At 72.5% G+C, this 21,560-nt stretch carries 18 protein-coding genes; 16 read left to right on the top strand and 2 right to left on the bottom strand.

Going from position 1 to position 21,560, the window contains the following annotated elements; genetic code table 11:
- Positions 1 to 62 precede the first annotated feature (62 nt).
- From AB0A95_RS04700 to AB0A95_RS04680, 5 genes are read left to right on the top strand one after another with little or no spacing between them, the layout of a single operon-like run.
- On the top strand, positions 63 to 512 hold the full coding sequence (locus tag AB0A95_RS04700; protein ID WP_357554231.1) for a hypothetical protein: 450 nt from the start codon (positions 63 to 65) through the stop codon (positions 510 to 512).
- Positions 509 to 1,267 (top strand): DUF559 domain-containing protein, encoded by a 759-nt coding sequence (locus AB0A95_RS04695; RefSeq protein WP_357554230.1) that lies wholly within the window; start codon positions 509 to 511, stop codon positions 1,265 to 1,267. The genes AB0A95_RS04700 and AB0A95_RS04695 overlap by 4 nt, the downstream gene beginning before the upstream one ends.
- Positions 1,264 to 1,974 (top strand): hypothetical protein, encoded by a 711-nt coding sequence (locus AB0A95_RS04690; protein WP_357554229.1) that lies wholly within the window; start codon positions 1,264 to 1,266, stop codon positions 1,972 to 1,974. Before AB0A95_RS04695 ends, AB0A95_RS04690 begins: the two co-directional genes overlap by 4 nt.
- Positions 1,971 to 5,387, top strand: a complete 3,417-nt coding sequence (locus AB0A95_RS04685; protein ID WP_357554228.1) for a DUF87 domain-containing protein — start codon at positions 1,971 to 1,973, stop codon at positions 5,385 to 5,387. Before AB0A95_RS04690 ends, AB0A95_RS04685 begins: the two co-directional genes overlap by 4 nt.
- A 10-nt stretch (positions 5,388 to 5,397) precedes the next feature.
- A complete protein-coding gene (locus AB0A95_RS04680) occupies positions 5,398 to 5,730 on the top strand; it encodes a putative quinol monooxygenase (protein WP_357554227.1) in 333 nt (110 codons plus the stop codon).
- A gap of 64 nt (positions 5,731 to 5,794) precedes the next feature.
- On the opposite strand, the gene pdxY is transcribed toward AB0A95_RS04680, so the two are convergent.
- Positions 5,795 to 6,646, bottom strand: a complete 852-nt coding sequence (pdxY, locus tag AB0A95_RS04675; protein ID WP_357554225.1) for a pyridoxal kinase PdxY — start codon at positions 6,644 to 6,646, stop codon at positions 5,795 to 5,797.
- A 137-nt stretch (positions 6,647 to 6,783) separates the two neighbouring features.
- Complete coding sequence (locus AB0A95_RS04670; RefSeq protein WP_357554224.1) at positions 6,784 to 7,578, bottom strand: serine protease; 795 nt, start codon at positions 7,576 to 7,578, stop codon at positions 6,784 to 6,786.
- Between the two features lie 366 nt (positions 7,579 to 7,944).
- Here AB0A95_RS04670 and AB0A95_RS04665 point away from each other — a divergent pair, with 366 nt between their 5' ends.
- The 11 genes from AB0A95_RS04665 to AB0A95_RS04615 all read left to right on the top strand — a co-directional run bounded on the left by AB0A95_RS04665 (position 7,945) and on the right by AB0A95_RS04615 (position 21,469).
- Complete coding sequence (locus tag AB0A95_RS04665; protein ID WP_357554223.1) at positions 7,945 to 10,299, top strand: AbfB domain-containing protein; 2,355 nt, start codon at positions 7,945 to 7,947, stop codon at positions 10,297 to 10,299.
- A 507-nt stretch (positions 10,300 to 10,806) separates the two neighbouring features.
- Positions 10,807 to 12,099, top strand: a complete 1,293-nt coding sequence (locus AB0A95_RS04660; RefSeq protein WP_357554221.1) for a cytochrome P450 — start codon at positions 10,807 to 10,809, stop codon at positions 12,097 to 12,099.
- Between the two features lie 253 nt (positions 12,100 to 12,352).
- Entirely contained in the window at positions 12,353 to 12,835 is a 483-nt protein-coding gene (locus AB0A95_RS04655) for a helix-turn-helix transcriptional regulator (protein ID WP_357554219.1), read from the top strand.
- 253 nt (positions 12,836 to 13,088) lie between these two features.
- Complete coding sequence (locus AB0A95_RS04650) at positions 13,089 to 15,530, top strand: nitrate- and nitrite sensing domain-containing protein (protein WP_357554217.1); 2,442 nt, start codon at positions 13,089 to 13,091, stop codon at positions 15,528 to 15,530.
- 16 nt (positions 15,531 to 15,546) lie between these two features.
- Positions 15,547 to 15,951 carry a roadblock/LC7 domain-containing protein gene (locus AB0A95_RS04645; RefSeq protein ID WP_088989969.1) on the top strand — a complete coding sequence of 135 codons (405 nt, stop codon included), beginning with the start codon at positions 15,547 to 15,549 and terminating at the stop codon, positions 15,949 to 15,951.
- A 47-nt stretch (positions 15,952 to 15,998) separates the two neighbouring features.
- Complete coding sequence (locus AB0A95_RS04640) at positions 15,999 to 17,192, top strand: ABC transporter substrate-binding protein (protein ID WP_357554216.1); 1,194 nt, start codon at positions 15,999 to 16,001, stop codon at positions 17,190 to 17,192.
- On the top strand, positions 17,189 to 18,085 hold the full coding sequence (locus AB0A95_RS04635; protein ID WP_357554215.1) for a branched-chain amino acid ABC transporter permease: 897 nt from the start codon (positions 17,189 to 17,191) through the stop codon (positions 18,083 to 18,085). Before AB0A95_RS04640 ends, AB0A95_RS04635 begins: the two co-directional genes overlap by 4 nt.
- The gene (locus AB0A95_RS04630) at positions 18,082 to 19,101 is read left to right on the top strand and encodes a branched-chain amino acid ABC transporter permease (protein ID WP_357554214.1); all 1,020 of its coding nucleotides are present in this window, start codon (positions 18,082 to 18,084) and stop codon (positions 19,099 to 19,101) included. Before AB0A95_RS04635 ends, AB0A95_RS04630 begins: the two co-directional genes overlap by 4 nt.
- 29 nt (positions 19,102 to 19,130) lie before the next feature.
- A complete protein-coding gene (locus AB0A95_RS04625; RefSeq protein ID WP_357554213.1) occupies positions 19,131 to 19,841 on the top strand; it encodes an ABC transporter ATP-binding protein in 711 nt (236 codons plus the stop codon).
- Positions 19,841 to 20,608 carry an ABC transporter ATP-binding protein gene (locus AB0A95_RS04620; RefSeq protein WP_357554211.1) on the top strand — a complete coding sequence of 256 codons (768 nt, stop codon included), beginning with the start codon at positions 19,841 to 19,843 and terminating at the stop codon, positions 20,606 to 20,608. Before AB0A95_RS04625 ends, AB0A95_RS04620 begins: the two co-directional genes overlap by 1 nt.
- A 51-nt stretch (positions 20,609 to 20,659) precedes the next feature.
- Positions 20,660 to 21,469 (top strand): methyltransferase domain-containing protein, encoded by an 810-nt coding sequence (locus AB0A95_RS04615; protein WP_357554210.1) that lies wholly within the window; start codon positions 20,660 to 20,662, stop codon positions 21,467 to 21,469.
- The last annotated feature ends 91 nt before the right edge of the window (positions 21,470 to 21,560 follow it).

Genomic DNA, 21,560 nt, shown 5'->3' with positions numbered 1-21,560 from the left:
CGGCATTGGCGGGCGGTGGGCAGCGGGCGCCTGTCGGCTCGTCGGTGTCATAGGGTGCCGGCATGGCCCACCCCGTCCGAGCCGACGGTGCGGCCGACCGGGCCTGGTGGGCCGCCCCGCCCACGCGGCGGGTCAGTCACCTGCCGGCCGTCGACCCGGAGGTGCTGCGGGTGGCACTCGACCCGTTGCCGCCAGCGGCGCCGGTGGTCGTGCACTACCGGCCCACGGCTGTGGGTTCGCTGGGCGACCTCGTGGCCGACGTGCTCGACCAGCTGGACACGGCGGCGTGCGCGATGTTCCCGGGTTGGCTGCCCGACGCGGCCCGCCTCGAGACCGAGGGCAACCTCGGGGCGGCGGCGGTGCGCGCCCTCGCGGCCCGTGCCGCCGCCCGCTCCCCGCACTTCGGTCCGTTTCTCGCGGACCTCGCCGAGCGTGCGCTGCACGGTCCGCGTCAGGCCGCCGGCCGGTCCCGCTTCGCCCCGGGGTACGCGCCGCCGGGCTCGCCCGGGTGATCGCCGAGGCGTACGGCCGGGAGGGTTGTGTCATCGTCCTCGCCCTGCCCGACCTGGGCGAGGACGCCGAGCGGACGCTCGTGGCCGCCGCCGAGTGGCTCGTGCGGCACGGCGGCTGCACTGTGTGGTTGGCCGGCGGGCCCCTGCGCCACGCCGACCGGGTGCGGTCGGTGCCGATGCGGGTGCCGGCGCGGTTCACCGACCTGGCCGGCACGGGCGACCCGCCTGCGGCCACAACCACAGACACAACCACGACCACAGACACGACCACGACCACGGCCACGGCCGCAGACACGACCACGGCCGCAGACACGACCACGGCCGCAGACACGGCCACGGCCGCCGAGCAGGCCTCGACGGTGCTGGCCTGGCCGCCGATCGCTGGCATCCCGCGTCGCGACAGCGCGGCCGAGCAGGCACTGGAACGCGCGCTCGCGCCACACGACTGGGCGCGGGGCCGGCGGTGGAACCACACCTACGAGTGGCACGTGCTGGGTGCGTCGTACCGGCTGGATCTCTTTTGGCCCGCCGAGGGTCTTGCGGTCGAGGTGGACGGCCCGGAGCATCGTGGGCGAATCGCTTTCGCCAACGATCGGCGGAGGGACGTGCAGTTGCAACTCCTCGGGCTGGACGTGCTCCGCTTCACCAACGAGCAGGTGCTCACCGACGCGCCGGCGGTGGTCGACGGGATCCGTCGGCTGCTCGCCCGCCGACGCGCGGGCGGCACGCACCCCCACGGAGATGAGAGATCATGACCAGCCCGGCGGACGTCCCGCACCTGACGCCGAACCAGATCAACGCCCTCGTGGTGTTGATGGTGGAGGCGCGCCGACTCACCAACACCGAGCTGAACGAGCTTGCCGGTTTCACGCTTACCGGGAAGGACAACAAGAAGCTCGTCGACCTGGGCCTGGTCGAGACCGATCGGAAGACCCGCCCGTTCGCCCACGAGCTGACCGACGAGGGCTGGCGGGTGGTCCGTCACCTGCACCTCGGCACGCCGCCGAAGCAGGGCGGCTCCACGACCCGTTCGCTGTTCGTCGTGCTGTCCAACCTGCACCGTTCGCTGGACCGGCTCCGGGTCAGCCACGGCGACTTCTTCAAGCAGACCGACGCCACCGCCCCGGCGGCCGGTGGGCCTCGGCCGGAGGCACCGGCCACGGCCACCGCGGCCGTGACCGCGACGGACAGGACCGCGACGGACGTGGAGGCGTTGGTGCGGACGGCGTACCGGGAGCTGGCGACCGCGCCGGGCGCGTGGGTCGGCCTCGCCGACGTGCGGGACCGGCTCGCGGACACCGACCGGGCGTCGCTGGACGCCGTGCTGCGGACGATGGTCGGCCGGGAGGACGTCCGCATCATCCCGGTGGCGAACACCAAGTCGCTGACCGCACGGGACCGCGCCGCCGCCGTCCGCATCGGGAACGAGGACAACCACGCCCTGGCGATCGGCCCGGCGTGATCTCCGACGACCAGCGGGGCGCGCTGGAGGCGGTGAGTCTCAACCCGGCGGTCACCCCGGACGACGTCTGGCGACCCAGCCCGCACAACGTGCCGGAGCTGCACGAGAAGGTGGTCGCGGAGATCCTGCGCGGGGTGGCGCGGGCCCGCACCGACGACACGAGCATGCCGCTCGGCGTGGCGATGCAGGGCCGCGCGGGCGCCGGCAAGACGCACCTGCTCGGGGCGGTCCGTGAACGGATCCAGCGTGAGGGCGGCTACTTCTTCCTCGTCGACATGGTCAGTGGCAAGACGTTCTGGGAGAGCGTCGCCCTGGCCCTGGTGGAGGGGATGGGCCGCACCCACGTCGGCTGGGGCACCCAGCTGAAAACGTTCCTGCGCCGCCTCACCCCCCAGCTCGGCCTGCCGGTGGAGGTACGCGACGCCGTCGCCGGCGCCACACCGGTGACCCGGGCGCAGCTCGACGCCTTCGTCCGGGCGCTGCGCGAACGCCATCGGGAGGTCGGGCGGGACACCCAGGACACCGCTCGGGCGCTCGTCCTGCACGGTGCCGTCGACTTCGAGGCACAGGACGTGGGGTACGCCCACCTGATCTCCGAACCGGGCGACCCGGCCGCGCGGGCGGCGTGGGGGTTGAGCGCCGCCACCCGCACCCCGCAGCAGATCGTGCAGGACATCTCCCGACTGATGGCGCTGGCCCTGGACCCCACTGTCATCGCCGTGGACCAGCTCGACACGCTGTTCGCCCAGACCAGCACCTCGATGCTGCACCAGCACGAGGGGCTGGAGGACGGCCAGGCCAAGGTGCTCGGCCCGATCGCCGACGGCCTGCTCAAACTGCGCGACATCACCCGCCGCACGCTCGTCGTCGTCTCCTGCCTGCCGGACACGTGGGTGCTGCTGACACGTACGGCGCCCACCCCGGTCGGTGACCGGTTCCGTACGGCGACGCTGCCGGACCGCATCCCCACCCCGCAGATCGGGCAGGCGATCGTGGCGAAGCGCCTCGCCGCCGCGTTCGCGGGTCCGCGTTTCGTCCCACCCCACCCCACCTGGCCGATCGCCCCGGCCGCCTTCGCCGACGCGCCCACCCTGACGCCCCGCGCCCTGCTGCGTCGGGTGGACCGCCATGTCGCCTGGTGTCGCGACCGCGACGAGGTGGTCGAACTCGACAGGCTCATCGACGGCTCCGACTCGACGCCGACGACGCCCATCGTGCGCGCCGCGCCGGGCGACCCCACGACGGACGAGCGCCGTCTGCGCGAGCTGGACGCACGGTTCGCCGAGCTGGTCGAGGCCGCGGACGTGTCGGCCGCCGTCGACCCGGCGCGCGAGGACGAGCACATGCCAGCACTGCTCGCCGCCGGCCTGGCCGCCTGGATCGCCGAGCAGGCGCCGACCGGCGCCACCTACAAGTACGATCCGCCGCCGGGGCGCAAGCCCGCGCTGCACGGGCGGCTGATCGAGGTGCTCGACGAGGCCACCGAGAACGAGGCGCACTGGTGCTTCCGGGCCATCGCGCACCCCAACGCCATAGCCGTGACCGCCCGGGTCAAGGCCGCGTGCACACTCGCCGGACTGGACCGGGACCTGCCCCAACGGCGGCTGATCCTGCTGCGCAACGGCCCGTGGCCGACCGGGAGGCGTACCACAGAGGTGTTGGCCGGTTTCGACGCGGCCGGCGGCCTTCGGCGCGCGGTGCCGGAGGCGGACCTGCGGGTCTTCGCGGCGCTGCGGGTGATGGCGACCGAGCCGTCCACTGCCTTGCAGGAGTGGCTGGTGGCCCGTCGTCCGGCCAGCGGCACCGAGCTGTTCCGGGCGGTCCTGCCCGGCCCGGAACGGCCCCGCGACGGCGGGCCGCCGGCGCCTCCCGACGACGGGGTGCCACCGCCGGGCGACGCCGGCACTCCACCGCACGACGCCGGCACGACGTCGGACGAGGTCGGCACAGCGTCCAGCGGCACCGGGACGACGTCGGACAATGCCGGAACTCCGCCGCAGGATGCCCGGACGTCGTCGGACGGGGTCGGCACAGCGTCGAGCGACGCCGAGGCTCCGGCGGGTGGTGCCGAGGCGGGTTCGACAGGTGGGCCGGCCCCCGACGGCGCCGGTGGCCTGTCGACCGGCCACGCCGCAGTGGCCGTGCCCGCTGACGAGGTCGACTCCGTGGCCGGCGCGGGCGGCCGGGCCATCGGGTTGGGGCGGACGGTCGACGGCGGCCACCCGTTCACTGTGCCCCTGGAGTCGTTGCGCCGGCACACTGTTGTGTTCGCCGGATCCGGTTCGGGCAAGACGGTGCTGATCCGTCGACTGGTCGAGGAGTGCGCCCGCGAGGGGGTCTCCGCGATCGTGCTCGACCCCAACAACGACCTCGCCCGGCTCGGTGACCCGTGGCCCGCACCGCCGAGCGGCTGGGGCCCCGGCGACGCCGAACGAGCCGCCGACTACCTCGCGCACACCGAGGTGGTGGTGTGGACGCCCCGGGTCACCGCCGGCCGGCCGCTGAGCTTCCAACCACTGCCCGACTTCACCTCGCTGCGGGACTGGCCCGACGAGTTCGACCAGGCGGTCCGCTCGGCCGTGGAGGCGCTCGCGCCACGGGCCGGCGTCGACCGGTCGAGCAGGCTCGCCCAGCAGGGCAAGGCCGTCCTCACCGAGGCCCTCCAGGCGTACGCGCGAAGCGGGATGGTGGGCCTGCCCGGCTTCACGGAGTTCCTCGCCGACCTGCCCGAGGGCGTCAGCCGGCTGGCCCGTGCCGGCAAGCTCGCCGAGGAGTTGGCGGAGGCGCTCAAGGCGGCGATGGTCACCGACCCGCTCTTCGGTGGGGTCGGTGCGCCGGCCGACCCGGGGCTGCTGCTGACGCCCTCGCCGGGTCGGCGAGCCCGGGTGTCGGTGATCAGCTTCGTCGGCCTCACCTCCGAGCACCAGCGGCAGAGCTTCGTCAACCAGTTGCAGATGGCGCTCTTCGCGTGGATCAAACGGCACCCCGCCGGTGACCGACCGCTGGGCGGGCTGTTCGTGATGGACGAGGCGCAGACGCTCGCGCCGTCGACCGGCACCACGGCGTGCACCGCCAGCTCGATCGCGCTCGCCTCGCAGGCCCGCAAGTACGGGCTCGGGTTGGTCTTCGCCACCCAGGCGCCCAAGGGTCTGCACAACCAGATCTCCGGCAACGCGACGACGCAGTTCTTCGGGCTGCTCAACGCGCCCGCGCAGATCGACGCGGCCCGGCAGCTCGCCGAGGCCAAGGGCGGGCGACTCGCCGACATCGGCCTGCTCAACAGCGGTGAGTTCTACGCGGCGGGCGAGGGATTCTCGTTCGTCAAGGTCCGTACCCCGTTGTGCCTCACCCACCACCCGAAGGCCCCGTTGACCCCCGAGGAGGTCGTCGCCCGCGCTCGTCCGGCTGGGTAGCCTGAGGGCCATGATCTTCATTACCGCCAAGTTCCGGGTCCGGCCCGAGCACGCCGACCGGTGGCCGGAGATCGCCGCCGAGTTCACCGCGGCGACCCGGGCCGAGCCGGGCTGCCTGTGGTTCGACTGGTCCCGCAGCCTGGACGATCCGACCGAGTACGTGCTTGTCGAGGCGTTCCGCGACGACCAGGCCGGCGCGGCCCACGTGCGGTCCGCCCACTTCCGCACGGCACAGCAGACCCTGCCGCCGCACCTGGCCGAGACGCCGCGCATCGTCAACGCGACGGTGCCGCAGGAGAACTGGTCGCTCCTGGGCGAGATGGCCGTGCCCGAGAGCACCTGACCGCCGCTCGCGGCGCGGTCCCGGGCCGCTGGCCGCCGCCGCTGGCGGGGCGCGGCCCGCCGGGTCAGCGCAGCCGGCGGGCGGTGAACCGGGTCGGCGGGTCGGCGATCACGTCCTGTGCGGCGATCAGCTGGATCTCCCGGGTGCCCGCCGCGAGGGTCGCCTCGAGGATGGCGAAGACGGAGCCGATGGTGCGTTCCAGTGCGGTCGCGGGTGCGCCGGTGGTGCGCAGGTGTGCGAGGTACAACGCCGCGGTGACGTCGCCACCGCCGTTCGGGTTGATCGGCAGCAGCGGGGTGGTCACCGCCCAGGCGCCCTCGTGCGAGACGGCCACCACCTCCAGCGAGCCCGGTGGCAGGTCGCCGTGCAACACGCTTGTCACAAGGACGTGCCGGGGCCCTGTCGCGCGCACGACGTCGACCGCGTCGAGCACGTCGGCCAGCGAGGTCGTCGTCCGGCCGGCGAGGAAGTCCAACTCGAACTGGTTCGGGGTGATGATGTCCGCGCGCGGCACGACGGTGTCCCGCAGGTACTCCGGGATGCCCGGCCGGACGAACATCCCCCGCCCGACGTCACCCATGACCGGGTCGCAGCAGTACACCGCGGCCGGATTGGCGGCCTTGACCTTCTCCACCGCGTCCAGGATCACCGCGCCCACGGCCGGGTCGCCCTGGTAGCCGGAGAGCACCGCGTCGGCGCTGCCGAGGACCCCACGGTCCGCGATGCCCGCGATCACCTCGGCCACGTCTGCGGCCGGCAGCGTCGGCCCACGCCACGCGCCGTACCCGGTGTGGTTGGAGAAGTGCACGGTCAGCACGGGCCAGACCTCGTGCCCGAGGCGTTGCAGAGGAAAAGCCGCCGCCGAGTTGCCGACGTGACCGTAGGCGACCGACGACTGGATGGACAGGATCTTCACCGGCCCATCATCGGCGCTGCGGTCGGTGCCGCACGCGCGGCCCGCCGAATCTGTCGGGTGGCCCACTCGCCGCCCACCCCGACGGCACGACGGGCGGCCCGGACATCGTCGTCCGGGCCGCCCGTCCGCTCGTCCGGTCAGCCGCCGAGGCTCGCCGCGGCGGAGGCGATCGACGAGGCGAAGTAGCTCACCTGGGTGTAGACGCCCGGGTAGTTGGGTCGGGCGCAGCCGTTGCCCCAGCTGACGATGCCGACCTGGATCCAGGCGTTGCCGGCGTCGCGGCGGAACATCGGGCCACCCGAGTCACCCTGGCAGGTGTCCGTGCCGCCGCCGGCGTACCCGGCGCAGATCTCCTGGGCGGGGATGAGGTCGCCGCCGTAGTTGGCGTTGCAGGTGGAGTCGCTGACGAACGGCACGTTTGCCTTCAGCAGGTACCGCTGCTGGCCGCCGCCCTCCCGCGCGGCGCCCCACCCGGCGACGGTGAAGGTGCCGCTGTCGTACGCGGTGGTGGTGGCGATCGGCAGCGTGCTCAGCCCGGTGACCGGGGTGGCCAGCCGGATCAGCGCCCAGTCGCGGCCGGCGCCGTTGTAGCCGGGGGCCCGGTAGACGTAGTTGGACCGGACGGTGATCCGGCTGGACGACTGGAGGTCGACAGTCCCGAGCGTCGCGGTGATGCTGGTGTTGGTGCCGGTCGAGCCGACGCAGTGCGCTGCGGTGAGCACCAGCCGAGGGCTGTACAGCGCCCCGCCACAACCCATCGAGAGCCGCACCATGAACGGGAACTCACCCTGGGCGGCGCGGGTGCCGCCGACGACGTTCGGCGTCATGGGGTTGTCCGCCGCCGCGGCCGGTGCGGCGAGGGTGAGACTGGCCGCGGTCAGCGCGGCCAACGCGGTGGCCAACAGGCCGGTGAGGGTACGCCAGCGAGCCATGCATTCCTCCGCATCAGGATGGCACGCCTCGTGAGCGCACCCGATTCGAGATAGCGGTCAGCATATTGAAAGACATGTATTCGAAGGTCATCCTCTCTGAGTCGTACCACCGAGGCTATGGTTCTCGCCGCGACGCCTCGCGGAACACCGACCGCCCGGCGCACGAGCGTTGACGACAGGGGCGCCACGGCCCTATAACGGTGCACAAGCAGTGATGGATGTTGATGCACGCGCCGATCCTGGCGCGTGGCCAGCCCACCGGCATCCGTCGATGACGCCGTCCCTCGTCAACGCTGCCCGATGCCCACCGCCCACGCGCTCCGGGCTTGGCTGCACCGCCCGGGGCGACTCGTCCCCGGAGACGGCATGACACGACACGTCCCCATCCGCCCCGCCCTGCCACTGCTACTCGTCCTCGCCCTGGTCGCCGGCGTCCTCGCCGCCCCGGCCCCGCCGGCGTACGCCGCACCGGCCAAGACACCGCCACTGACCACTCCCTGGACCAGCCAGGCCCTGGCCGGCACGCCACTGCCGGAGTATCCGCGGCCGCAGATGACCCGACCGGACTGGCTCAATCTCAACGGCGAGTGGCAGCTGCGCCAGTCGGCCACCGACGACGTGCCGCAGTTCGGCACCAACCTGCCCGAGCGGGTCAACGTGCCCTTCCCGGTGGAGAGCGCCCTCTCCGGCATCCAGCGAGCCGCCAACGACAACCGCAACTACCTGTTCTACCGGCGCACCGTCACCATTCCGGCGAACTGGTCGGGCCGGCGGACCCTGCTGCACTTCGGGGCCGTCGACTGGCAGAGCACCGTCTGGGTCAACGGTGTCCGGGTCGGCGCACACACCGGCGGCTACGACGCCTTCACCTTCGACGTGACGCCCCAGCTCACCGCCGGGGTGAACGAGATCGTCGTCAAGGTCTGGGATCCGACCGACACCCGGCAGAACGGCAGCCTGCCCGCCATCGGCAAGCAGACCAAGACACCCAGCGGGATCTTCTACACCCCCAGCTCGGGCATCTGGCAGACGGTGTGGTTGGAACCGGTGCCCGCCGCCTCCATCAGCAGCGTGGACGTCTACCCGAACCTCGCCACCAACACCCTGCGGGTCCGGGTCTTCACCCGGGGCGAGGTGAGCGGCCACAGCGTTCTCGCCGAGGCCCTGAACGGCAGCACCGTCGTCGGATCGGCGGCCGGCGGTTTCACCGACTTCAGCGTGCCGGTGCCCAACGCGCGCCGCTGGTCGCCCGACGACCCGTTCCTCTACAACCTGCGGATCACACTGCGCAACAGCGGTGGCGCCACAGTGGATCGGACGCTGCACTACTTCGGCATGCGGGAGATCACCACCGGTCTGGTCAACGGCGTGCTGCGCCCCAAACTCAACGGTCAGTTCGTGTTCCAGGTCGGCACCCTCGACCAGGGCTTCTGGCCGGACGGGCTCTACACCGCGCCGACCGACGCCGCCCTCGCCTTCGACCTGCGCAAGCACAAGGATCTGGGTTTCAACATGGTGCGCAAGCACATCAAGGTCGAGCCACAGCGCTGGTTCTACCACGCGGACCGGCTCGGCCTGCTGGTCTGGCAGGACATCCCGTCGCTGACCGCACAGGACATCAACCCCACCGACGCCCAGCAGGCGCAGTTCGAGAACGAGGCTCGCGAGATCGTCGACGAGCACCGCGGCTCGCCCGCCGTGATCGCGTACACGCCCTACAACGAGGGGTGGGGCGAACGATCCCTCGCCGACACCCGACGGGTCGCGCAGAACATCAAGAACCAGGACCCGACCCGCCTGGTCAACCCGCACAGCGGGCACAACTGCTGCCAGTCCCTCGGCAACCCCGGCAACGGCGACATCGACGACTGGCACGTCTACCTCGGGCCGGACTCGCCAGTGCCGTCGAGCAGCCGGATCGCCGTGCTCGGCGAGTTCGGCGGCCTGGGTCTGCACACGCCGGGGCACGAGTACAGCCCGAGCGGCGGCTTCTTCGCCTACGAGTGGCAGACCAGCTCTGCCGCACTCACCGACCGCTACGTGGGGTTGGTGCAGGGCAGTCAGAACCTGATGCTGGGCAAGGGGTTGAGCGCCTCGATCTACACCGAGATCACCGACCTGGAGGGGGAGCTGAACGGGTTCCTCACCTACGACCGGCAGGTGGTCAAGATGGACCAGGCGCGGGTCCGCGCCGCCAACACCGCCCTGATCACCGCGTCGAAGACGGTCGGCAGCTCGGCGCCGGTCGCCCTGCCGGTGGACACCCGCCGGTCGTTGCGGGTGACCACGCCCGGCTACACCAACCGCTACCTGCGCCACCGGGACAGCCTGGCCTGGACCGACGTGGTCGACGCCGCGAGCCCCGGCCTGCTCAAGGCCGACGCGACGTACACGATCCGGACCGGGCTGGCCGATGCCGGCTGCTACTCGTTCGAGTCGGTCAACTTTCCCGGGCAGTACCTGCGTCACCAGAACTCCCGGGTCCGCAACTCGCCGGACGACGGGTCGGCGCTCCTGCGTGCCGACGCCACCTGGTGCGCACGCGTCGGGCTGACCGGCACGGGCGTGTCGCTGGAGTCGTACAACTTCCGGGGCAGGTACCTGCGGCACTACAACTCGGAGATCTGGCTCAGCGACGGCGCCGACGGCGACGCGTACAACACGCCGACGTCGTGGACCGCCGACAGCACCTGGGCCGTCGCCGCCCCGTGGGCGCCGTGACCCCGCACGCGGCCGGGTCGCCACGGTAGGACGTCGCGGGGGCGCCAGCCCGGGTTGGGGCCCCCGCGACGGGTGGGCCCCGTCGTCGGTTCGACCACACCTGCGGGAGCCGGCCACCGGGCGGCGCGTCACCCGCCGTACCGGAGGTCGTTCTTCCCCTCAGGAGGGAGCGCGGGGAGTCGATTCCACTGTCGGCCCTGGCCGGTCTCCGCGACGGCCATCCCTGATGGACCGGTTGTCGGCGACATCGGGACGGGGCCTGCCGGCCCGGGCCGGACCGCCGGCAAGGCCCGGGCCGCAACTTGCATCGGGCCGCTCTGTCCCGTCCATTGCAACACGCAATTATACCCGCCAATAAATAGATGTTGACCAATATTGACTTGCGCGGCCACTCAGCGCACCGTAAAGAGCCTGAGGCAGATGCGCGCCATTATCGGCCCAACTGACGTGGATCGCTGAATGGGGGCGCTGCCGGTTTCCCGTGCCGCGTTCACCAGGAGGCGTTCCATGCGGCTGAATCCGTTCACCGGGGCCTATCTCACCGATCCGGCAAGCATCTGGCGGCGCATTCTCGACGACCCCGACGGGGTGCACTACGCCGAGGATCTGGGCCTGTGGTTGATCAGCCGACACGCCGATGTCCGCCGCGCCCTCGCCGACGCCACGACGTTCGCCAACGCCCTCACCCTCGCCCCGGTCTACGAGGTGTGCCCGGCGGCGATGAGCGTGCTCACGCAGCTCGACGCGCCACCCACCACGGCCGCCACCGACCCACCGGCGCACCCCCGTACCCGCCGGGCCCTGCGGGCGGCCTTCGCGAACACCGCCGAGCGCGTCGAGGCCGAGTACGGTGCGATCGTCCGCCGGCGGGTCGACCAGTTGGTGGCCCGGCTCGCCGCCCGCCGGGGCGACCGGATCGACCTGGTCCCGGAGTTCGCCACCGAGCTTCCCCTGCTGGTGGTCCTGGACATCCTCGGGGTGCCCGACGCCGACATCGCGCGGATCCGGAGCTGGGCGGACGGTCAGATCGCCCTGCTCTGGGGGCAACCCGACGAGGCCGAGCAGGTGCGTCTGGCGCAGGGCCTCCTGGACTTCTGGCACTACTGCGAGGAGTTGGTCCGGCTGCGCGTGGACGGTGGACACCGGGGCGACGACTTCATCGGCCGCGCCCTGGCCTACCGCGACGGCGACGACACGGTGCTGACGGTGCCCGAGGTGGCGAGCCTGGCCTTCAATCTGCTGGTCGCGGGCCACGAAACCACCGCCGGCCTGCTCGCGCACGCTCTCGATCAGGCCCTGTCCAGTCCGCGGCACTGGTCGGCGATCGCCGCGGACCCGCGGGCCGTCCCCGCGCTCGTCGCCGAGACGCTCCGGTTCGCGCCCGCCATCGACGGCTGGCTCCGGGTGACCAGCCGGGACGTCACGCTGGGATCGGTGACGATTCCCGCGGGGGCACGCTGCCTGCTGTTGATCGGCGCGGCAAACCACGACCCCGCGGTCTTCGCCGACCCGCAGAAGTTTCATCCACACCGGTCGGATGTGGGAAACCACCTGTCGTTCGGCCACGGCCCACATTTCTGCATCGGTGCGGGACTGGCGCGGCTCGAGGCCGAGATCGCCCTCACCAGGCTCGCCGAATCCATTCCCGGCTTACGCCTGGCTTCCGAACAACGGCGCTCGTACAAACCCAACGTCGCGTTTCGGTCGCACCGCACACTGCTCGCCACAATCGACGTCACCGGGCCCGCCGACGTGCCGGCGACGCAGGCTGGGGCACCCGCCGAGGCACGTGTCGCCTGACCGTGGGCCGGCGCGGCCCGCCACCTGCGCACGGACCGGGTACGCGAGCGCGCGTGTCGCCGGCCCCCCGGCGCGACTCGGTGCCGGCACGGGTGCGCGGGCATGTTTCGCACGTTGCGCCACATCCGGATCGGCGAACGTCTTCACACCCATCGCATCCTGGGTTAAGAATTGCCCCCTATGAATGTTCAGCTCATTGCCATATCCCGATCTGGCGTCCACTGCTGATTCCCGTAGCCACGAAGGTGAGCGCATGGAGCACACGTCCCCGTCGAGCTCTGCGCACCCTGCGGCCAGTCAGCGGTTCCGCTGGGAGTTGCGCAACTACCGCGTCAAACGGGGCCTGACCCAGCGAGCCCTGGCGGATCTGGTGCGGTTCAGCCGAGAAACTGTCGCGGCGGTCGAGTCGGGTCGCCGGTTCGGCAGTCACGAGTTCGCGCAGCGCTGCGACGACGTGCTCGGCACCGGCGGCCGGCTCGCGGCACTGTGGCCGCAGGTGGCGGCCGAGCAGTTGGCCGCCGACGGCCGCCGCGGCCCGCGCGCCGCGGAGCCGGGTCCGCTGGATCGACAGGTGCCGCGCCAGCGTGCCCGGCGCGACGCGCGCGACCCGGCGGCCGTTGTGGACGCGATCGATGAGCTGCGGGAACTGATCGGTCAGGTGCTCAAGGGGCCGGCCGACCCGGACGACACCCAGCGGCGACACCCGCCGGCCGACCCCCTCGACGACAGGCGCTGACACCACCCGCCCAGGCCCGTCTCGCGGTGTCATCGGCCGCTGACATTGGGTACAGATGCTGGTACGGGCAGTTTGTACCACGGCCAGGTCTGGCCTACGAGCGCGGCTTCCGGCCGAATGGGACTTGCATTCGGCAACGTGCGGATAGACCGTCATCGACGAGTCGTGGGAGTTAATCTTGGCGTCGAGCACCAGGTCCCACGCGGCCAGACCCTACCCGACCCGTCGACGCGGCTGGAAGATAGCCGGGCGGATGCGCCTCATCGTCGCGGCACCGCTCGTCGCCGTGATCGGCTTCGCCGGTCTCGCACTGACCGAGAGCGCGCGTCAGACCGCCCGTGCCAGCGACCTGCGGATCCTCGCGCAGGTCGGTGCCGAGGCCGGTGATCTGGCCTACCGGCTGCAACGCGAACGCATCGCCGCCGCCGACCTGCTCACCTATCCCGCACCGGAGCAGCAGGACGCCTTCGGCGCGGAGCTGGCCGCCACCGACGACGCCGTCACGCGCTTTCGCACACAGCGGGACCGGCTGTCCGCCGACGCCGACCCCAACCGGGCCCTCCTGCGCCGCATCGACGCGGCCCTGGCCAGCCTCGCCCCGCTGCGCACCCAGGTGCGTACGGCGGCGCACGCCTCGGTGTCGGCGATGACCTTCAGCTACCGGATCGCCATCGCCGACCTGATCAGCCTGCGGGAGAACGTCTCGCACGGCGTGGTCGACGCCCGACTCGCCGACGGCATCCGGGCCTCGGCGGCGCTGTCGAAGACGGCGGAGGCGATCGGTCAACAGCAGGTCGCCGTGCTGCGCGCGGTCGCGGGCGGCGAGCTGACCCCCGCCACGCAGCAGGACATCACCGCGGCCCGGACCAGCTACACCGAATCGAGCCTGTCGTTCCTGGCCCTGGCCCCGCCCGAGTGGAGCCTCTGGTGGGAGCAGGCCGGCACCGGCAAGGAGGCGCTCGCGCTGCAACGGATGCAGGACGAGGTGTCGCGGGCCCAGCCGGGGTCGCGACTGCAACTGGAGACCGCCGACTGGGTGTCCACCACACAAGCGCGTGCGGCCCGCCTGGCCGACCTGCGCGCGCGGGTCGACGCCGCGGTCCGCGACGACGTCCGGGCCGCGCACGCCAACCAGCGTCGCCGGGCCGTGGCCGAGGCGGCCGGCGTCCTGCTGGCACTGCTGCTCACCGCGCTGGTGACCTGGGCCGTCGCCCGGCAGATCACCCGCCGGCTGCGTCGCCTCCGGGACGCCGCCAACGCCGTGGCATTCGAACAGCTGCCCGCCGTGGTGGCGCAGCTCCAGCAGCCGGGCAGCGCCGCCGTCGACCCGGACGAGCTGGCCCGCCAGCAGTCCACCGCCGCCCTCGAACCGTCGAGCGACGACGAGATCGGGGAGCTGGGCCAGGCGTTCACCGCGGTGCACCAGGCCGCCGTGCGGACCGCCGCCGAGCAGGCCGTCATGCGCGCCAACACCGCCGACATCTTCATTCACCTGAGTCGCCGCGAACAGCGACTCGTCGACGCGGTGCTGGCCCAGGTGGACCTGGTCGAGCGGGACGAGACCGACCCCGACCGGCTGCACCAGCTGTACACGCTGGACAACCTGGCCACCCGGATGGGACGCATCAACGCCAGCCTGCTGGTGCTCGGCGGCGTCGGCGTGGGTCGCGTACGTCAGCGCGACATCCCTCTGCAACAGGTGCTCCAGGCGGCGCTGTCCCAGATCGAGCACTACGCACGGATCCGGCTCGGCATGATCGACGGGGACGTGGCCGTGGCGGCGAAGACCGTCGACGAGGTCGTGCACCTGCTCGCCGAACTCATGGACAACGCGACGACGTACTCGCCGCCCGGCAGCGAGACCTGGGTGAGCGGTCGAAGCCTGGGTGACCGCGTCATCGTCCAGATCAGCGACGAGGGGATGGGGTTGTCCCCGCAGCGGATGCAGCAGCTCAACGAGATCCTGGCCCACCCGCCGGCCATCGACGTCGCGGCCGTCCGGGCGATGGGGCTGGTCGTCGTGGGGCAGCTCGCACAGCGGCTGGGCGCCACCGTCCAGCTGCGACGGGGTCCCCGCCGCGGCACCCTCGCCGAGGCGACGCTGCCGGCGGCGATCATCCGGTCGCTGCCGCCGGAGGAGTACCTGCTCGCACCCGGCCGGCTGTCCCGGCGGGCGGCGCGTACGGCCAGCCCGCCGCCGTACCAGCAGCGCCCCGAGCCCACCGCCGGACGCCCGCCGGCCGAGCGGACCCTGCCGGCGGCGCCGGCCGAGCGGACCCTGCCGGCGGCGCCGGCCGAGCGGACCCTGCCGGCGGCGCCGGTGTTCCGACCGACTCCCCCACCCCCGGACCGGGGTGAGGCGCCCACCGAGGAGCTGCTCATCTTCGAACAGGTCAACCACTGGTTCCAGGCGGATGTCGCCGACGGCGCCGACGAGCGGGAGTGGTCCAGCCCCGCCGACGACGCCTGGCGCACCGCCGCCCAGGCACACGCCCCCGAAGTCGCCACGACCACCACCTCCGGCCTGCCCAAACGGGAGCCGCAACGGCATCTCGTGCCCGGCGGCGTGACAGTGCCGCAACAGCGACAGCGGTCCGAGTACCGCGACCCGGCCCAGGTGGCGTCGGCGATGGCCGCGTACGCACGCGGTGTGGCGAACCGCAGGCGCACCCCGATCAACCTCGGCAACACCTGACGCGACAGGAGACCATGTGAGCGACCAACAGGACCTCGGCTGGCTGTTGGACAACTTCGCCGCGCGCGCGAGCGAGGTCAGCCATGCGATCGCCATCTCCAGTGACGGCCTGATGGTGGCCGCCACCCGCGACCTGCCCCCGGACCGGGCCGACCAGTTGGCCGCCACGGGAAGCGGGCTGGTCAGCCTGCTGCGGGGCGCGGCGGCCTTCTTCGACGCCGGTGCGGTGATCTCCAACGTCACGCAACTCGAGGGCGGGTTCATGTTCTCGATGGCCTTCAACGACGGCGCCTCGCTGCTGGTGCTCGCCGCACCGGAGTGCGACGTCGGCAAGGTCTCCTACGAGATGACCGAGTTGGCCAACCGGATCGGGGACGCCCTGACCCCCGCGGCCCGCGCGGCACTCGCCCGCAGCCGCTGACCGCCCCGGCGCCCCCACGCCGGAGACCCACTTTCCCTGGAGAAGACATGCCTCACACCACCTTTCGGCGCAGCCATGCCCTGGCCGCCACCCTGCTCGCGGTCGTCCTGACCGCCAGCACGGCCTGCGGCGACGACGCGCCGGGCACGAGCGCCGGCGGCTCGATAAAGATCGGCCTGCTCGCGTCGCTGTCCGGGACGTACCAGGCGGTCGGTACGGAGATCCGCGACGGCTTCCAGCTCTACCTGGACACCCACGACGGCAAACTCGGCGGTCGACAGGTCGACCTCGTCGTCGCCGACGAGGGCAACGGTGCCCAGACCGCGGTGCCGGCGGCGACCAAGCTGCTCAAGCAGGACCGGGTGGCGGCGCTCACCGGCATCGTCGGCGGCGGCTCGGTCGCCGGCGTCACCCCCCTGCTCGACGAGACCAAGGTGCCGCTTGTCGGCTCCAACGGGCGACCGGAGCTCAAGGACGTCTCCCGGGTCTGGCACACCTCGTACCTCTCCGACGAGCCCGGTGCCGCGATCGCCCAGCACGTCCGCGACAACGTGCAGGGCTCGGTGTACGCGATCGGCCCCGACTACCAGGGCGGCTGGGACGAGCTGCGCGGGTTCACCGACGCGTTCGGCAAGATCGGCGGCAAGCTCGCCAACTCCGACGGCAAGACCACCTTCACCCCGTTCCCGGCCACTACCAACTTCACCCCGTACTTCGCCCGCATCAAGGCCTCCGGCGCGGCGGCCGTCTACACGTTCTACGCCGGCAGTGCCGCCGTGGACTTCGTCAAGCAGTACGCGCAGTCCGAGATCAAGGACCTCCCGTTGTACGCGGCCGGGTTCCTCACCGAGGGCGGCGTGCTCAACGCGCAGGGTGAGGCGGCGCGGGACATCTACTCGGTGCTCAACTACTCGCCCGACCTGGACAACGCGGAGAACCGCGCCTTCGTGGCCGCGTGGAAGGGCAAGCACGACGGCTCACCGACCACCTACGCGCTCGCCTCGTACGACGCGGCGGCGGTGCTGGACCGGGCGATCGGCGCCGCCGGGAGCAACCCGACTCCGGAGGCCATCAACACGGCCATCGGCCAGCTCGGCCAGATCGCCAGCCCGCGCGGCACCTGGCAGTTCTCCACCAGCACGCACTCCCCGGTGCAGAAGTGGTACCTGCGGCAGGTCCGCCAGGACGGCCGGGCGCTGTCCAACACCGTCGTGGGTGACCTCGCGACCGTCGGCCGGTGATCGCGGTGGCGGCCGGCGCGAACCGGATCGACCCGTACCTGATTCCGGCGTTGGACGGGGTCGCCTACGGGCTGCTCGTGTTCGTCGCCGCATCGGGTCTGGTCTTCTGTTTCGGCGTCGCCAACATCCTCAACCTGGCGCACGGCCTGCTCTACGCGATCGGCGGGTACGCTGCCGCGGCACTGCTCGACGGCGGCTGGGCCAGCCTGGCGTTGGCGCTGGTGGTCGGTGTGCTGGCCGCCACCGCGGCGGGGGCGCTGTTGGCCGGGCTGCTCACGCCGGTCGCCACCGGCAACCACCTGAGTCAGGCGCTGTTGACGTTCGGAGTGGCGCTGGCCGGCGGCAGCCTACTCGTCGCCGGTTTCGGGCCCGATGATCCGCAGGTGCGGGTGCCCGCCGTCCTGGAGGGTTCGGTGGTGCTCGCCGGTCACCGCTACGCCGCGTACCGGTTGGTGTTCATCGTCGTCGCCGCGGTGCTCGCCGCCGCCCTCTACCTGACGGTGCGGCGCACCCGGGCCGGGATGCTTGTCCGCGCGGCCGTCGACGACCCGGAGATGGTCGCCTGCCTGGGGGTGAGTCCCGCGCGGATCCGCGCCGGTGTGCTCGCCGCCGCCGGCGCGCTGGCCGGCGCGGCCGGGGTGCTGGGGGCGCCGATCATCGGCCCCGGCACGGACACCGCCGACACCGTCCTGTTGCTGTCTCTGGTGGTCGTCGTCCTCGGCGGTCTCGGGTCGATGGGGGGCACCCTGCTGGCGGCCCTCGCGGTCGGCGAGATCCAGACGCTGGGCGTGGCGCTGCTGCCGTCCGCCGCGCCGTTCCTGCTGTTCGCCGCCATGGCGGCGGTGCTCGCCGTGCGGGCCCGTGGCCTGGCCGGCAGGTGGAGGACGGCATGAGCGGCGAGGTGCTCCGGCGGGCGCGGGGTGGCATCGCGGCACTCGTCCTGGTCGGCCTGGTCGTGGCGCCCTGGGTGGTCGACGACTACAGCACGGCGATCCTCGCCCGGACGTTGGCGCTGGCCCTGGTCGGGGTGAGCGTGGCGCTGCTCACCGGCGTCGCCGGCATGCCCACCCTCGGTCAGACCGCACCGTACGCGGCGGGCGCCTACGCCTGCGCCGTGGTGGGCAGCCGGATCTCCGACGTCGGGGTCGTGCAGGTCGCCGTCGCGGCGACCGCCGGGGCGGTGCTGGCCGCGCTCACCGTGCCGCTCGTCGTGCACGCCCGGGGGGTGATCGTCCTGATGATCACCCTGGCCATCGGCGAACTCACCGTCACCGTCCTCGGCCGGTGGCGTTCGGTGACCGGTGGCACGGACGGGCTGGCCGGCATCGCGGCGGTCCGCCCGTTCTGGGGGCTCCCGCCGCTCGCCAGCGACCAGGCGCGTTACCTGTACGCCCTGGTCGTCGTGGCCACGCTTGTCGGCGCGGTGCTGGTGCTGCTGCGCACCCGGGCCGGGCTGCTGCTGCGCGCCGGCCGGGACGACGAGACGCGGCTGCGGGCCAGCGGTCACCGGGTGCCGCTCTACGTCTCCGGCGCGCACGTGGCCGCCGGGGCGATAGCCGGTGCCGCCGGCTCGCTCCTGGTCGTCGCCCAGCAGTACATCTCCCCCGCCGACTTCGGCTTCGACACGTCCGCACTGCTGTTGCTCGGTGTCGTCATCGGTGGCACCGCCTCGGTCGGTGGCGCCCTGGTGGGCGCGGCGCTTGTCATCGCCGTACGGGACTGGCTGTTCGGGGTGCTGCCCGGCCACGCGCCGCTGGTGCTGGGGGTGCTGTTCGTGGCGACGGTCTACCTGCTGCCCAGCGGCGGCATCCGGGCGCGGGGCCTGTCGCGCCCACCGCGTGCCGCGTCGCGCCAGTCGGAGCCACCACCCACCCGTGACCAGGCCACGATCCCGGAGCTACACCGATGACCTGCCTGCTCAGCGCCGAGGATGTCAGCGTGCGGTACGGATCGCTCGCCGCGCTCGCCGGCGTGGACCTCTGCGTCCACGACGGCCAGCGGCACGCACTGATCGGCCCGAACGGCGCCGGCAAGACGACACTGCTCAACGTGATCGGCGGGTCCACGAGACCGCAGCGCGGGACCGTGCGCCTCGCCGGACGCGACGTCGGTCGGCTCGGGCCGGCGGCCCGGGCACGACGGGGCATCAACCGCATCCACCAACGACCCGCGGTCTTCGCGACGCTCACCGCGACGGAGAACGTCGTGGTGGCCGCGCTGCCCCAGGTCATCCCCGAGCGCGGGTGGTGGCCGGGCGGACGGAGGCGCGACGCGCCACGCCAGGCCGCCGCACTGCTGGACCAGATGGGCCTCACCGACGTCGCGGCGGTACCCGCCGGACACCTCGCACACGGGCAACGACGCCAGTTGGAGATCGCCATGGCCCTTGCCGGTCGCCCCCGCCTGCTGCTCCTTGACGAACCGGCCGCCGGGCTGTCCGCCATCGAGGTCGGCCGGCTGGTCGAGGTGCTCCAGGCGCTGCCCCGGGCGGTCGCCGTGCTCCTTGTCGAACATCGGCTGGACCTGGTGTACGCGCTCTCCGACACGGTGACAGTCCTGCGCGACGGTCGGACGTTGGCCGCCGGGACGCCGGACGAGATTCGTACCTCGCCGCCGGTGCGGCAGGCCTACGCCGACGGGGTGGCCTGATGTTGTCGGTGGATCGGCTGTGCGCCGGCTATGCCGGAGGGATCGTGCTGCACGAGGTCAGCCTACGGGTGCGACCGGGCAGCATCCAGGCCGTGGTGGGGCGCAACGGCGCGGGCAAGAGCACACTCGTGCACACGATCGCCGGGCTGGTGCGGGCCTCCAGCGGTCGTATCGAGATCGGCGGTGTGCACGTGGCCGGTCGGCAACCACACCGCATCGCCCAGTCCGGTGTCGGTCTCGTCCCGCAGGGCCGACGGGTCTTCTCCCGGTTGACGGTGGCCGAGCACCTGCACCTGGCGGCCGCGCCGTGGCGGGCCGCCGCCCCCGGCGGCGAGGGCTGGACGGTGGCCCGCACCCTCGAACTGCTGCCCAGGTTGGCGGTGCGGCTGCGGCATCGCGGCTGCGAACTCTCCGGTGGTGAGCAGCAGATGCTGGCGATAGCCCGTGCGCTCCTCGGCCAACCCCGGGTGCTGCTGCTCGACGAACCGTGTGAGGGCCTGTCACCCGACCTGGCGGCCCGGGTCCGCGAACTCGTCAACGGTCTGGCCGCCGACGGCCTGACCGTGCTGCTCGTGGAGCAGCAACTCCAGCACGCGATCGAGATCGCCGACCGGGTGGCGGTGCTGGAGTACGGCCGGGTGGTCTACGACCGGCCGACGGCCGAGGCCCGTGTCGATCCGGCACCACTCGCGGCGATGTTGAGCGTCACCGCCGCGGCGCCCCCACCCAACCAAGCGGCACCTCGGCTCTGGGCCGACACTCCGTAGTCACCCGACCCTTCTCGAGTCACCCGACCCTTCCCGGAGAGGTAGACACCGATGACAACCGCTGCGAGCGACGGCGCGTACACGTTCGACAACGGCGCCCCCGACGCCGTTCCCCAGATGCAGGCGTTGGAGTCCTTCCTGGACCCGATCACGACGCGTCGCCTGGCCGGCCCGGTGCTGCGACCGGGCGCGACCTGCTGGGAGGTCGGGGCGGGTGGCGGCTCGATGGCCCGCAGGATCGCCCGCGCCACCGGCGACAAGGGCCACGTGCTGGCCACCGACATCGACCCCACGCACCTCACGGCGTCCGGCAACCTGCACGTACGCCGGCACGACGTGCGCACCGAACCGCCGCCCGGGGACGCGTTCGACCTGATCCACGCCCGGCTGGTGCTGCTGCACCTCCCCGATCGGCGGCGGGTCCTGCGCACGCTCGCCGGCGCGCTCGCACCCGGCGGGTGGCTGGTGGTCGAGGAGTTCGACTGCACCGCCCCGCAGCGGGTGCTGACCGCACCGAACGACGACGCCGCGAAGCTCTTCGCGCAGGTCATGGATGCCATGATGGGTGTCCTGGAGGCCCACGGCGCCGACCTGGGGTGGGCGCAGGACGTGCACACCGAGATGGCCCTCGCCGGTCTGACCGAGGTGGACACCATCACCCACTCGCAGAGCTGGGCCGGTGGTTCGACCGGGGCGTCGCTCTACGAGACGAACTCCCGGCAGTTGGAGCCGGACCTGCTCGCCGCGGGGCTGTCGCCCGACCAACTGAACGCCTTCCGGCGGCTGCTGCGTGACCCCGGGTTCGCCGTCATGTCGTACCACTTCGTTTCCACGCGGGGCCGTGGTCCGCACCCTCGGTAGCCGAGGGCGTCAACCTCAACACCGCCGCGTTAGGGCTGTAGCCGGCGGGTCAACCCGGGACAGGAAGCGCCCGGGCCGGGCCCGGCTTGGC

The sequence above is a fragment of the Micromonospora sp. NPDC049230 genome, from assembly GCF_040647875.1.
GTDB lineage: Bacteria > Actinomycetota > Actinomycetes > Mycobacteriales > Micromonosporaceae > Micromonospora.
Note: the sequence above shows the minus strand (reverse complement) of the source record. Positions and strands in the feature narration are given on the sequence as shown.

Coding starts and splice junctions, on each gene's coding strand:
- AB0A95_RS04665 (WP_357554223.1), top strand. CDS start 7,945: ATGACACGACACGTCCCCATCCGCCCCGCCCTGCCACTGCTACTCGTC.
- AB0A95_RS04615 (WP_357554210.1), top strand. CDS start 20,660: ATGACAACCGCTGCGAGCGACGGCGCGTACACGTTCGACAACGGCGCC.
- AB0A95_RS04650 (WP_357554217.1), top strand. CDS start 13,089: ATGCGCCTCATCGTCGCGGCACCGCTCGTCGCCGTGATCGGCTTCGCC.
- AB0A95_RS04670 (WP_357554224.1), bottom strand. CDS start 7,578: ATGGCTCGCTGGCGTACCCTCACCGGCCTGTTGGCCACCGCGTTGGCC.
- AB0A95_RS04640 (WP_357554216.1), top strand. CDS start 15,999: ATGCCTCACACCACCTTTCGGCGCAGCCATGCCCTGGCCGCCACCCTG.
- AB0A95_RS04700 (WP_357554231.1), top strand. CDS start 63: ATGGCCCACCCCGTCCGAGCCGACGGTGCGGCCGACCGGGCCTGGTGG.
- AB0A95_RS04690 (WP_357554229.1), top strand. CDS start 1,264: ATGACCAGCCCGGCGGACGTCCCGCACCTGACGCCGAACCAGATCAAC.
- AB0A95_RS04680 (WP_357554227.1), top strand. CDS start 5,398: ATGATCTTCATTACCGCCAAGTTCCGGGTCCGGCCCGAGCACGCCGAC.
- AB0A95_RS04660 (WP_357554221.1), top strand. CDS start 10,807: ATGCGGCTGAATCCGTTCACCGGGGCCTATCTCACCGATCCGGCAAGC.
- AB0A95_RS04655 (WP_357554219.1), top strand. CDS start 12,353: ATGGAGCACACGTCCCCGTCGAGCTCTGCGCACCCTGCGGCCAGTCAG.
- AB0A95_RS04630 (WP_357554214.1), top strand. CDS start 18,082: ATGAGCGGCGAGGTGCTCCGGCGGGCGCGGGGTGGCATCGCGGCACTC.
- AB0A95_RS04620 (WP_357554211.1), top strand. CDS start 19,841: ATGTTGTCGGTGGATCGGCTGTGCGCCGGCTATGCCGGAGGGATCGTG.